Raw genomic sequence first — 12400 nt, 5'->3', positions numbered from 1 at the left:
GCAAATCAAGAGGATTTTATGTCACGAAATATTACCGAGCCACTTTCTCAGCAAGCTTTAGATACATTGTTTTTAGAAGCGCGCACCTACAACGCCTGGCAAGATAAAGAGGTGCCCGATGAGCTTCTGCATAAATTGCATGACCTTGTGAAAATGGGGCCAACTTCGGCAAACTGCTGTCCAATGCGTGTTGTTTTCGTAAAAAGCAAAGAAGCTAAAGAGAAATTAAAACCTTGTCTGAGCGAAGGTAATCTAGAAAAAACCATGTCAGCGCCAGTTTGCGCCATCATCGGTATGGATATGGAATTCTACGAAAAACTTCCTAAACTATTCCCGCACACTGATGCGAAAAGCTGGTTTGTCGGCAAAGAGAAATTTATTGAGTCCACAGCATTCCGTAACAGCTCACTGCAAGGTGGTTACTTCATTCTGGCTGCGCGTGCACTAGGTTTGGACTGCGGTCCAATGTCTGGCTTCAATCAGAAAATGGTTAATGAAACCTTCTTTGCTGATAGCAGTATCAAAGTAAACTTCCTATGCAACTTAGGCTACGGCACTGAGGAAAACCTGTTCCCACGCAGTCCACGCCTGGACTTTGATGAAGCCAATACCATCCTATAATGACTCAATCATCTGATATAACAAGGAAATACAATGGATAAGAACGACGAGTTTATTCATGTAGATGAAGAACAGACACCACAACCACACAATGGCCAGGCTCAGGTTGTATCGCCTGGCCGCGGTTATCACTGGGTTGAACGCTCACTATCTGAAATTTTTGTCCCGCATTTTGGCAAGTGGTTCCTAGCTGGTCTGATATACAGCATCATCACCACCATTTTGCCCCTTTTGGGCGCAGCCATTGCGATGCTGATATTGATCCTGAACCCACTCTTTCTGGCCGGAGGCTACCTCGGAGCAAGCAAGGTTCAGCAAAAAACAGGAGAGATTACTCCACTGCAGTTTTTTGAGGGTTTTAACCACGCCCGTAAATTTGGGTTGTTAATTTATTGCGGCATATTTGCAGTTCTTGGCGCAGTTGTGGTTTATCTATTTATCAGCTCCATCGGCACAGAAAGCCTGACGGCGATTGACTGGGCAACACTACAGGCAGGTACAGATCAGGCTGCAATGGAAGCTGAAATGAAAGCCTTTGCTGAACTGATTGGCCCCTATCTACTATGGATTTTCCTGGCTTTTATTGCTCTCTCCCTGGCCAACTGGTTTGCACCCAACCTGATTTTGTTCCAGCAACAAAATCCAATGTCAGCACTGTTAAATAGCTTTATTGGTGGTATCAAAAACTTGCTACCCATGATCGTTCTGGTACTGGTATTGATAGGCCTGGGTATCGCTGTAGGTTTGATTGCAATGATAGCTGGCGCACTTTTATCAGCTATCCTGCCACCAGTTGCTGCAGAATTATTGCTCAGCACATTGCTAACCGCAGTGCTGATGCCCGTAATGGTAGGTATTGGCTATATGTCTTACCGTGAAATCTATTTAGGTGATGTTAAGAAATCGCAGAACACTTTATAGTTTCAAAGTTGAATGTTCCTAATTGAGGGGCGAGTTGCACTAGTCAACGAACCATAAAAGAAGGCTTCCAATCGGAAGCCTTCTTTTTATACAGCACATTTTTATTTCAAGTGACGCTCAAACAGGAAGTAAATCCGTTTGTATTCATCCAGCCAGCTGGATGGCTCGGTAAAACCATGCGGCTCGATCGGATAAATCGCTGTTTCGAAATATTCGGTCTTTTCCAGTTCAATCAAACGCTGTACCAGGCGAACAGTGTCTTTGAAGAATACGTTATCGTCCACCATGCCATGTGCAATCAACAGTGGTTTATTCAAACCCTCTGCAAATTCAATCGGAGAGCTACGCTCATAAGCAACCGGATCCACCTCTGGAGTATTCAAAATATTTGAGGTATAGGGATGATTATAGTGAGCCCAGTCAGTTACTGGACGTAGCGAAGCACCAGCAGCAAACTCGTCTGGAGCTGTGAACAGAGCCATGAAAGTCAGGAAGCCGCCATAAGAGCCACCATAGATACCCACCTTGCTGCGATCGACATTGACGTTATTGGCCATCCAGTTAGCCCCATCCTGTAAGTCCACAACTTCCGGGTTGCCCATCTGGCGGTAAATGGCGGTACGCCAGTCGCGTCCGTAATTGGCTGAACCGCGATAATCAATATCCAACACCACATAGCCCTGCTGGTTCAAGAAGCTGTGAAACATGAATTCACGGAAGTAGTTTGACCAACCCTGATGGGCATTCTGTAAATAACCAGCGCCATGAATGAAAATTACGGCGGGGTATGGCTGCTCACGTTCCGCATCAAAATCAGCTGGTTTATAGAGGCGCGCATGGATTGGCATATCTGCTTCACGCGAAGGAATCTCAACATACTCAGGCTGTGTCCAGTTAATTGACTTAAACTCATCAGAAACCGTATCGGTCAACTGAACAACCTCTCCACCGGTCGCTGCCGTTAGATACAAATCTTTTGGTTTTAAGGCTTCCGAATGCTCAATAATCAACTGAGAGCCATCTGGCGATAACACATAATCATTCAAGCCGCCCAGATTGGTGACTGGCTGTGAATCACCACCATCAATGGCTACTCGATAAACCTCAAAAATGCCCGGATGTTTTTTATTGGCACGATAGTAGAAGTATTTCTTATCGGGCGACAAAGTTACCGAGTCCACGACATAGCGACCGCGAGTCAACGCATCATCACCTCGATTAAGAGCCTTGGTATACAGGTGGCTAAATCCAGTTTCTTCAGAGGTGTAATAAATCGTTTTATTATCAATCCAGCCGAAGTCATTAAAGTTCCAGTCGTTAACCCATGCCTTATCACGCATGTAGTGCTGGTTATCTAACTCTTTATCCTCAAAGTCGATAGTCGCAATCCAGCGATCCTTGTTATCTGCTGAATACAACATGATTAACGCATTACTACCGTCTGGAGACCATTGAATGCCACGGCTTGGAATCCAATCAAACAAAGACACGCTGCGAATACCCTCATGTGGCTCATAGTCTTTATCAAGCTTGCGTGCGGTATCGCGTTTGATATCTGCCAGTGGGTCATCTTCGATATAAGGTAGACCTCGGTAGCTTAGCTCGGTCTGCTTTCCTGTTTGTAAATCAAGTAGGTGAAGTGTTTCGTGACGAGGTTCATCAGTACCCACTAACGCCCTGACCTCTTCATTTTTAACGTAACCATCCTCTGTCACAAAGCGCGGCATATTGTCGGCTTTACCTTTTTCGTCTGACGAATCATAAGTTCCAACAATCACATAACGACCATTCGGCGACAGGCTCAGAGTATGAATTTCTTTGTCCTTTCCAAGATACCAGGGTTGCGGCGCATCTCTGTCAGAGCTTTGTGCAATCTGCTGCTTACGCTTTTTGTCATGTTCGCGCTGCTCCTGCTGTTGGCGAATATAGTCAAAATAACGTGCCTGTTGTTCTTCCAGATAACTTTTATCTTCTTCCTCATCAGGATCATCTTCCAGACGAACATCCACGATATGACTGATCAAGCCATCGTTTAGATTAATACTATAAAAACTGTTGCCTTCACGATAAGCGACACTTTGATTACCAATAAATATTGGCTGACCCTCATTGGCCAGAGTTTTGGTTAACTGGCGAACCTCGCCGGTTTCCATATAACGAACATAGAGGTCGCCTTGAAGATTATAAGCTTTCAGCAACTTGTTCGGACTTAAAACACCATTGTCACCATCACGCTCAACTAGCTCCTTGTCGCTTAATTTCCTGGCTTCTTTGCTGGCCAGATCCAGCTGATACCAGGCCTTTTCCTTATTGCCAACAATTTTCTGCTGGTAATAAATACTCTGACCATCTGAATGCCAGTAAGCATTCTCGGGAGCATTACCAATCCAGTCCGGATCGGACATAACTTTATTCAGGGTTAAGGGTTGCGCCTGAATGGCGGCAGTGAATGCTAATGCGCAACCTAACATTGATTTGACAAGAAATGGCTTGATAAGCCGTTGGCTCAAAAGGTTTTTTTTCATTGAAATGACTCTCTGGACTACAAATACAAGTGCAACTAGCTTACCGAGCCGCGCCAGCCAGTCAAGTTTTCGAGTGTAACGGAGCGTTAATTTACCAGCACCTATACGGCTTCAAGTTGAGTTAATCGAACAGCATGGGTAATATGAAGCGCACTTTTAAACCGATAACAGCTCGAAGAGTAGGACCAGATAATGAAAAAATCCCTAATCACTCTATCTTTAGCTGCTTTGTTTCTGACTGCTTGCGATGACAAGCAACAGGAATCAGCACAGCCCGAAGTCGCTGAGCAGGCAAAAGCTCAGGTCGCTTCTGATAGCCCTAAAACCGAACAGGCACAAAGCAGTAGCAAGCCAAAAAACAGCTTCTTAACCGCTTATGACAATATTGACCTCGAGCAATATAAAGAGCGCGTAAAATTCATGTCCACCGACGATTTCCAAGGTCGTAGCCCTGCAACAGAAGGTGGCCGTAAAACCGTTGAGTTTCTTGCCAGTGAATTTAAAAAGCTGGGCCTGGAGCCAGGCAACGGTGACAGCTATCTACAGCAAGTTCCATTAACCAGCATCGAAGCCGATGCCAATATGGAACTGCAACTGGGCGACAACACCCTGAAATTCCCAGAAGACTTTGTTGCCAATAGCAGCAAATTGGTCGACACCATCAGCCTGGACAAGTCGGAGCTGGTATTTGTTGGCTTCGGAATTGTCGCTCCAGAATATAACTGGAATGACTATGAAGGCCTTGATATGGAAGGCAAAACAGCTGTGATTCTGGTTAATGACCCGGGCTTCCACACTCAGGATCCTGAAGTTTTTGAAGGTAAGGCCATGACCTATTATGGTCGTTGGACCTACAAATACGAAGAAGCAGCTCGTCAGGGAGCCGCTGGCGCTATTGTTATTCACGACACAGCACCCGCTTCTTATGGCTGGAACGTGGTATCCAACAGCTGGTCAGGCCCACAGTACCACTTGGCCGATGCTGGCGACGAACCAAAGCTTGATGTAGAAATGTGGATTACCTATGACCAGGCGCAAAATCTGTTCAGCCAGGCTGGACTCAATCTTGCGGAACTGCAGGAAGCGGCACTCAAACCTGACTTCAAACCAATGCCAATTAACGCGACAGCATCTGTCACTGTCCGTAACACCATTTCTAAGTCTGAATCACCAAACGTGATTGCCACCATTCCCGGTAAAAGTAAGCCAGATGAGCATGTAGTCTACATGGCGCACTGGGATCACCTGGGTATGAATCCACACCTTGAAGGCGACCAAGTCTTCAATGGTGCAGTAGATAACGCGACAGGTACTGCAGGTATCATCAGCATTGCTCAAGCTTTCATGGCACTTCCTGAAAGACCTGAGCGCAGCGTAACCTTTATTGCGGTCACCGCCGAAGAACAAGGCCTGCTTGGTTCTAAATATTACGCTGCCAACCCAACCGTGCCCATGAATAAGATTGTAGGTGCCTTCAACATCGACAGCATGAACATCAGTGGGCGTGTTAAAGACTTAACAGTTGTCGGTTTCGGTAAATCCGAAATGGAAAACTATGTTGCCAAAGCTGCCGAACGTCAGGGGCGTGCACTGGTCGCTGAAGCCAGCCCAGAACGAGGCGGTTACTATCGTTCCGATCATTTCAGTTTAGCTAAACTAGGTGTTCCAGCGATCTACGCAGGTGGTGGCACTGAATACCGCGAAGACCAGGACATGGCACTGATTGAAAAACACAACGCTAAACGTGGCGAGTGCTATCACCAGGCCTGTGACGAATACCAGGAAAACTGGGTCTGGGAAGCCGCTTTGGATGATGTCAAAGTTTTCTTCGAAGCAGGCTACCTGCTTAGCAACAGTGACGACTATCCAAACTGGAACGAAGGCACCGAATTCAAAGCCATTCGTGACGAAAGCATGAAAAAGTAATCACTATTCAATATCCCTCACTAAAAGCCCAGACATGCTCTGGGCTTTTTCTTAGGTCTTTTGCTTAGGGCTTTTCCTTGCTCCTTTCTCTCAACTTACACATACCTCTAGCACTGCACCTATAAACTGGTATAGTGACTGCATAAGTATAAAGAACGAGCATTATTACTGATTTTAGTTTGAAGGAATATTGGGTCTGTTGACCATTGCGGCTCATGAAGGAGGAGCTTTTGATTCGCTTTTTATTTATACTTTTTGCTTTATTGTTCAGTGTGTTGCCAACGCAGGTGCGCGCTACTGATGAGCTGTCTTCTGCAAAAAGATCACCCTCAACTCCGTTTAACATCAAGCAAACGCCTTTTACTCTTGAAGGTGAGTGGCAGGTCTGTCGCTATTCTCCCGAGCAAAATAATCGGTCTGACTGTCGTACTGTAAATGCTCCAGGTTCCATCGAGGATGTTTTCCCCAGCCTTGATGGGTTTGTGTTTTACCGTGCCCAGTTTACGATTTCGAAAAAGTTAGAGCATCAGGCCCTGGCAGTCTATATTCGGCAAATTCGCGATGCCGATAAAGCCTATATCAATGGACACCTGATTGGCGAAACGGGTCAGTTCGCCCCTAACTTTGAAAAAGCTACGCTTTACCAGCGCCTTTATGCCATTCCTTCAAGTATTATCAGGTTTGATCAAACTAATGAGCTGGTCATCAAAGTTTACAACCACGCACGCCCCGGTGGCATGGTTGTGGCAGCTCCTGTACTGGATACTGTAAACAATATCTATCGAGAGACAGCCACCCAAGAGTCGCTACTAATGATTTTCATTGGTATGATTCTGCTGATTTCAGCGGTGCAAATTTTTTACTATCTCGCTCAGCCGGAACATAAAGAGAATTTGTTGTTTGCAGTATTGTGTGTGTTTGAATCGGTTTACCTTCTGACCTACTCGCAGGCAGCGCTGGATTCCGGAATCAACTTAACCAGTATCTTCCGCATTAATATGCTGTTGTTTGCTCTCTTGACCGTAAACTTCTTCCTGTTCGTTTCCAGTTTTTTTAAACAAAGCATCCCCTGGTTCATTAAAGGGGTGCTAGGCCTTATTTTATTGCTAGGCATTATCTGTGTAACTATTTTACCGATTGACTGGATTTATCATGTGTTACTGATACTCCAACTGATCAGCGTCTGTATTCTGGTGCCTTATTACTTCTATATTTTCTACCAGGCTAATCGACAGAAACTACCCTACGCCAGTTTAATGACCAAGGTTTTGGCGCTCTATATCGTTACGGTACTCATTGACTTCGCGATAGACCAGCAGCTGGTTCCATTATTCATAACTGGCATCGCGGGTTTACTGTCACCGATATTCTTAATCACCGTCTTCATAGCCATCACCTTTATTCTGATCCATAAGCACTGGCTATATTATCGACATGCCACTTATGACTATCTGACCAACTGCCTGCGCCGTTCGTCATTTGAGCAACGGCTGGCTGAGGAAATTCACCGTATTCATCGCACTGGTCAGTCAATTGTAGTCGCACTGATTGATATTGATAATTTCAAGCAGATCAATGATGCGCATAATCATCTGGTTGGCGACCAGGTATTACAGGAAGTCGTAAGTCGAACCCGAGCTTCTTTGCGCGACTTTGACTTATTGGGGCGTTATGGAGGAGATGAGTTTATAGTCGCGGCAGAAGTTTCCGATAAAAAAGATGCCACGCAACTACTCAAAAGAATCCATAAAAATATTACTTCGCAACCAGTCATGGATAAGAATGAGGAACCCATTGAGGTCAGTATTACTATTGGGGCTATGGTTGCGGAAGCATCCGACCTGGTCACGGCTTTACAAATGATCGAGCAGGCTGATGATATATTGGTCCATGGCAAAGTAAAACAGAAAGGCCATATTCATATCTGAGCATGGCCTGTTTGTATTACTGTTCAGGTGACTTTTGCGGTTCGCACCATGCGCGCAAACAGTTTCGGAAAAAAGCGTTTGATATAAACCGCATAAGTTTCCTTGCCGCCAATAAAAGCTTCGGCCTTGCCCTTTTGCCAGGCCTGTAAAATCTTCTCGGCGCAGACCTCAGGGCTCATGCCGTGCTCCTGCGCATCATCCATTTTGTTCTGCTCAGAGCCATCCGCCAGCAATGCCCTGTAAGTCAGATTGGTTTTGATAAAGCCGGGATAGATAGTGGTGAACTGTACGCCCAGACCATGCAGCTCTGCCCGCAAGCTGTCCATATAGGCGGTGATGGCATGTTTCGATGCGGCATAGGCCGAGCGTAATGGTGTTGTAAACTTACCAACCAATGAGCTTACGGTAATCACACCACCCTGCTTACGCTCCAATAGATGAGGCAGTAAACTTTGAGTCAGCTTCACGGTTCCAAAATAGTTAACTTCCATGAGGCGACGATGCACCGCCAGATCCGTTTCCAACACTTTGGAACGCTGGCTCAGGCCTGCATTATTGATCAGAATATCTATCGGGCCATACTCATTAATGACCTGCGATACCAGCGATTCAAACTGTTCACTCTGCGCCAGATCCAGTTCAACACAGTGATGTCTATCAGAATGTTCACAACTAGCTTTGACTCTCTCCAGCTCATCCATACGACGTGCCGATAAAATCAGACGCGCACCATTTTTGGCAAGCGCATAAGCCAGTCCCTCGCCTATCCCAGAAGAAGCACCCGTTACCCAGACCGTTTTGTGCTGAAATGAAGAGTTACTGCTATTGCTCATAACCACCTCTAATGAAAACTGATAACTCTTTATAACGAAAAACGATAGCTCCGACCACTCCTGATTTTTGAGCGGCTAATTTCACATCACTTTTCTGACGTGCTATAACCTCCTGACTTACGGAATTCTAAGCTATAACTTAACCAATATAGGATCTTCAATGTCTGATCAGGTCTATCAGGATGCGATTACGCGTGTCCGTCGAATCGGCGAAAGCGCCGGTGTCAATCATGAAGTAATCGAAGCTCTTATGCACCCCATGCGCACCATGGTCGCATCTTTGCCCGTTCGTATGGATGACGGTTCCACCCAATATTTCACTGCCTATCGTTGCCGTTATAACAATGCGCTTGGCCCAACCAAAGGCGGTATTCGCTATCACCCCGATGTGAATTTACAAGAAGTTCAGGCATTGGCTTTATGGATGACCATCAAATGTGCGGTGGTTGGCCTGCCTTATGGTGGCGGAAAAGGTGGCGTTACGGTTGACCCGAAAAAGCTATCGCGCATGGAGCTTGAACGCCTGTCGCGCTCCTATGTCCGCCAGATGGCTGACGTTATCAGCCCTGATCGGGATATCCCGGCTCCCGATGTCTATACCAATGAACGCATCATGGGCTGGATGATGGATGAGTACGAATACATCACCCGTAAAAAAGCACCAGGTGTCATCACTGGCAAGCCTTTAAGTCTTGGCGGAAGTGTTGGCCGTGATGATGCGACTGGTCGTGGCGCCTACCTGTGTATTCTGGAACTTGAGAAAAAACATAACTGGAAGCCGGAAGAGATAACCGTAGCAGTGCAAGGCTTTGGTAATGGCGGATACCATGCCGCTCGCCTACTGCACGAGCGGGGCTATAAGATTGTTGCCATCAGCGATTCGCGTGGTGGCATCTTCTCCAGTAACGGCTTTGACGTGCCCAGTATCTACAAAGAAAAACAGGCCACCAAGCAGGTTAAAGCGGTTTACTGTACTCACTCGGTATGTGAACAGGTTGAACACACAGCCATCAGCAATGAAGAGCTGCTGGAGCTTGATGTGGATATTCTCATTCCAGCAGCGCTGGATGGTGTTATTGGTGGCCACAATATCGATAACATTAAAGCAAAATACATCGTTGAAGTAGCCAACGGCCCAGTCCTAAGTGATGTTGATGACATACTACACGAACGAGGTATTCACGTTATTCCGGACGTACTGGCCAACGCTGGCGGTGTCACAGTGTCCTATTTTGAATGGGTACAGAACCGCTCTGGATACGCCTGGGATCTGACCACCGTTCACGAAAGACTTGAAAAAATCATGTCCGAAAGCTTCAACCGAATCTGGGATCTGGCTCAGTCCGAAGGTCGCAGCATGAGAAATGCAGCCTACACACACGCCATGCGCAAAATAGGCGAAGCCATTGAAGCCCACGGTACTCAGGATTATTTCTCTATCCGCGACTAATAGCCGGAAGTAAGCGAGATCTACTTGAAGCCCCTGTCATTCATCAAAAATGACCGGGGCACTATCTAATTCATACTTTCTCACCACAATACCCCATCACGCTGACTTAACTTCCTTATTTACAGCAAGAACTACCCTGTTGTACCGGTGGACACTTTACGGTGCCATATGAGCAAAACACACAGCAATCCCCTTTTAATGGCTTTAGCAGTGCTTTGCAGTGGGGGCATTCATAAAACCACTGGCACATATTGGTTGGCATCACTTCTTGAGTTTTCCCACCACATTCAGGGCAGGTAATTGTCGACTCCAGAATCACACTCGACATACTGCTCTCCCTGCCGGTTTTACCCAGTCATAAATTGACACCATCATCATTAAAACAATTGCGCTATAAAAAACATAAGTGCTCCACCCATACTGCCACCAGGGATAAAGAGTAAGTAGAATTAAAACTGGGCCTATGATGCTTAAAATTCCGCGAAAAACTCGCTTATGCTGATACCAGTTATAACTATTGGCTAATAGAGCTAAACCAGCGAATATAGGTAATAGGAAATTGATTGCAATGCCTTCAAATACTGACAGAAAACCAAGTCCAAGTACCGCCCCTAAAGCCCCAAGCGCGGGAAAACAAGCAGGACAGCTTAAAGCCGATAGCCAAACACCCGCCGAGCCAAACTTTTCAAAAAATCTACCAATCATTTCAACCATACCTTTGTTAAGAGATATGGACAGTTTACAGCCCGTAGTATAGTACGGAGTCAATCACTTAGTGCATCAATAATAGGACAAGGTTTCACAGCTTCATTGAGCTCGCAATAGTTTGTCAACTCGACAATGACTTTTTCTAATTTCTGTAACCGTTTGATTTTATGGCGGATCACAGCAAGCTTTTTTAATCCCAGCGATCTTACTTTGACACAATCATTACTCAATAAAAGTAAACTTTGGATTTCGTTAAGTGTAAAACCCAGAGCTTTCGCGTTGATAATAAATGTCAGTTGTTTCTTATGAGCATCGGTATAGTCCCGATAACCAGTTTTTGGTTTAACTGGCTGTTCAATTAAGCCCTGTCTTTCGTAATAACGTATTGTTTCAACGTTAATATTCAGCTCGTTTGCAAGTTTACCGATGGTACTCATAGCTTTGCCCAAACTAGTTTAATACTGGTTTTATGTAATCACATAAACACAAAGCCCTGCAAATTGCAGGACTTTGTGTTTGAAGACTATTGGCATTAAATAATGCGTACTAGTTGGCAATGTTAAAATATCACATCATCATCCATATCTTCGTTCACCTTCGAGAGTAACCACTCACGGAAAGCAACGACTTTAGGGCGGTCATAAGAGTTTTCAGGGCACACAAGATCGTATGAGTAGCCACTGTCGACCACGATATCGAATGGGGCAATCAGGCGGCCGGTTTCAATATCCATCTGTGACAAGACGCTGTGACCCATGGCGATACCCTGACCGTGGCGGGCTGCCTGCAAGACCATGCCTGAGTGGCTGAACACTGGGCCGTGATCGAGGTTAACCCCTGTCACTTCTGCACTTTTCAGCCAGGTGCGCCATTCTTCTGTGCTCGCATCATGCAGTAATGTGACGTTTTTTAAGTCTTCTGGAGTCTTTAAATTCTTCTTCTGCGGGAAGTCTGGCGAACAAACCGGTGTCAAATGCTCTTCAAACAGGACATCGCAACATAAACCGTCATATTCGCCTTTACCGTAATAAATGGCGATATCAATATCTTCTCGCACAAAATCCACTTCTACATCAGATGCCTTGATACGAACCTCAATCTCAGGATGAAGCTCGCCAAACTCGGCTAATCGAGGAATTAACCATAAAGTAGCAAAGGTTGGAATAACACAAACCGTCAAGGATCCAGTCGCACCCTGAGCTTTAACCTGCTCAGTAGCATTAACCAATTTCTCAAAAATATCGCGGATCTTCGGCCAATAGAGCTGCCCTTCGTCAGTTAGCAGTAACTTACGGTTTCTGCGAATAAATAACTGCACACCCAAAAAGTCTTCTAAGGCCTTGATTTGGTGACTAATTGCCGCCTGAGTTACAAATAACTCTTCAGCAGCTTTGGTAAAACTCAGGTGTCGCGCAGCCGCTTCAAATGCACGCAAACTGTTGAGCGGTGGTAAACGTCTAGACATCGCCTCTCCTTGCATTAGTTTTT

The 12400-nt window shown here is 45.7% G+C and carries 11 protein-coding genes; 5 read left to right on the top strand and 6 right to left on the bottom strand.

Features of this window, described 5'->3' with window-relative positions; genetic code table 11:
* Positions 1 to 18: 18 nt before the first annotated feature.
* The gene (locus HUJ19_RS03650; protein WP_290622314.1) at positions 19 to 621 is read left to right on the top strand and encodes a malonic semialdehyde reductase; all 603 of its coding nucleotides are present in this window, start codon (positions 19 to 21) and stop codon (positions 619 to 621) included.
* 33 nt (positions 622 to 654) lie between these two features.
* Positions 655 to 1542: a BPSS1780 family membrane protein gene (locus HUJ19_RS03645; protein ID WP_290622313.1), complete on the top strand. Its 888-nt coding sequence runs from the start codon at positions 655 to 657 to the stop codon at positions 1540 to 1542.
* A gap of 101 nt (positions 1543 to 1643) precedes the next feature.
* Here the strand turns inward: HUJ19_RS03645 and HUJ19_RS03640 are convergent, their stop codons facing one another.
* Positions 1644 to 4067, bottom strand: coding sequence for a prolyl oligopeptidase family serine peptidase (locus HUJ19_RS03640; RefSeq protein WP_290622312.1), 2424 nt, complete (start codon positions 4065 to 4067; stop codon positions 1644 to 1646).
* Positions 4068 to 4259: 192 nt separating this feature from the next.
* On the opposite strand from HUJ19_RS03640, the gene HUJ19_RS03635 reads away from it, so the two are divergent.
* Positions 4260 to 5993 carry a M28 family metallopeptidase gene (locus HUJ19_RS03635; RefSeq protein ID WP_290622311.1) on the top strand — a complete coding sequence of 578 codons (1734 nt, stop codon included), beginning with the start codon at positions 4260 to 4262 and terminating at the stop codon, positions 5991 to 5993.
* A 230-nt stretch (positions 5994 to 6223) separates the two neighbouring features.
* Entirely contained in the window at positions 6224 to 7921 is a 1698-nt protein-coding gene (locus tag HUJ19_RS03630; protein WP_290622310.1) for a GGDEF domain-containing protein, read from the top strand.
* A 23-nt stretch (positions 7922 to 7944) separates the two neighbouring features.
* Here HUJ19_RS03630 and HUJ19_RS03625 read toward each other — a convergent pair whose 3' ends face one another.
* Positions 7945 to 8754: an SDR family oxidoreductase gene (locus tag HUJ19_RS03625; RefSeq protein ID WP_290622309.1), complete on the bottom strand. Its 810-nt coding sequence runs from the start codon at positions 8752 to 8754 to the stop codon at positions 7945 to 7947.
* Positions 8755 to 8914: 160 nt separating this feature from the next.
* Here HUJ19_RS03625 and HUJ19_RS03620 point away from each other — a divergent pair, with 160 nt between their 5' ends.
* The gene (locus tag HUJ19_RS03620; protein WP_290622308.1) at positions 8915 to 10204 is read left to right on the top strand and encodes a Glu/Leu/Phe/Val dehydrogenase; all 1290 of its coding nucleotides are present in this window, start codon (positions 8915 to 8917) and stop codon (positions 10202 to 10204) included.
* Positions 10205 to 10319: 115 nt separating this feature from the next.
* Here HUJ19_RS03620 and HUJ19_RS03615 read toward each other — a convergent pair whose 3' ends face one another.
* From HUJ19_RS03615 to HUJ19_RS03600, 4 genes are all read right to left on the bottom strand, one after another.
* Positions 10320 to 10532 (bottom strand): GDCCVxC domain-containing (seleno)protein, encoded by a 213-nt coding sequence (locus HUJ19_RS03615; protein ID WP_290622307.1) that lies wholly within the window; start codon positions 10530 to 10532, stop codon positions 10320 to 10322.
* Positions 10520 to 10909: an organomercurial transporter MerC gene (gene merC / locus HUJ19_RS03610; RefSeq protein ID WP_290622306.1), complete on the bottom strand. Its 390-nt coding sequence runs from the start codon at positions 10907 to 10909 to the stop codon at positions 10520 to 10522. Before merC ends, HUJ19_RS03615 begins: the two co-directional genes overlap by 13 nt.
* A gap of 59 nt (positions 10910 to 10968) precedes the next feature.
* Positions 10969 to 11349 carry a MerR family transcriptional regulator gene (locus HUJ19_RS03605; protein WP_290622305.1) on the bottom strand — a complete coding sequence of 127 codons (381 nt, stop codon included), beginning with the start codon at positions 11347 to 11349 and terminating at the stop codon, positions 10969 to 10971.
* 122 nt (positions 11350 to 11471) lie between these two features.
* On the bottom strand, positions 11472 to 12377 hold the full coding sequence (locus HUJ19_RS03600) for a transcriptional regulator GcvA (protein ID WP_290622304.1): 906 nt from the start codon (positions 12375 to 12377) through the stop codon (positions 11472 to 11474).
* Between the last annotated feature and the right edge of the window lie 23 nt (positions 12378 to 12400).

The organism is Kangiella sp. (assembly GCF_014762745.1).
Classification (GTDB): Bacteria; Pseudomonadota; Gammaproteobacteria; order Enterobacterales; family Kangiellaceae; genus Kangiella.
The sequence above is the reverse complement of the archived record's forward strand: the minus strand, read 5'-3'. Positions and strand labels throughout refer to the sequence as shown.

Bases quoted from the DNA above. Each gene is read 5' to 3' on its own strand.
- HUJ19_RS03615 (WP_290622307.1), bottom strand. From the start codon at position 10,532: ATGTCGAGTGTGATTCTGGAGTCGACAATTACCTGCCCTGAATGTGGT.
- HUJ19_RS03640 (WP_290622312.1), bottom strand. From the start codon at position 4,067: ATGAAAAAAAACCTTTTGAGCCAACGGCTTATCAAGCCATTTCTTGTC.
- HUJ19_RS03620 (WP_290622308.1), top strand. From the start codon at position 8,915: ATGTCTGATCAGGTCTATCAGGATGCGATTACGCGTGTCCGTCGAATC.
- HUJ19_RS03605 (WP_290622305.1), bottom strand. From the start codon at position 11,349: ATGAGTACCATCGGTAAACTTGCAAACGAGCTGAATATTAACGTTGAA.
- HUJ19_RS03650 (WP_290622314.1), top strand. From the start codon at position 19: ATGTCACGAAATATTACCGAGCCACTTTCTCAGCAAGCTTTAGATACA.
- HUJ19_RS03625 (WP_290622309.1), bottom strand. From the start codon at position 8,754: ATGAGCAATAGCAGTAACTCTTCATTTCAGCACAAAACGGTCTGGGTA.
- merC (WP_290622306.1), bottom strand. From the start codon at position 10,909: ATGATTGGTAGATTTTTTGAAAAGTTTGGCTCGGCGGGTGTTTGGCTA.
- HUJ19_RS03645 (WP_290622313.1), top strand. From the start codon at position 655: ATGGATAAGAACGACGAGTTTATTCATGTAGATGAAGAACAGACACCA.
- HUJ19_RS03635 (WP_290622311.1), top strand. From the start codon at position 4,260: ATGAAAAAATCCCTAATCACTCTATCTTTAGCTGCTTTGTTTCTGACT.
- HUJ19_RS03600 (WP_290622304.1), bottom strand. From the start codon at position 12,377: ATGTCTAGACGTTTACCACCGCTCAACAGTTTGCGTGCATTTGAAGCG.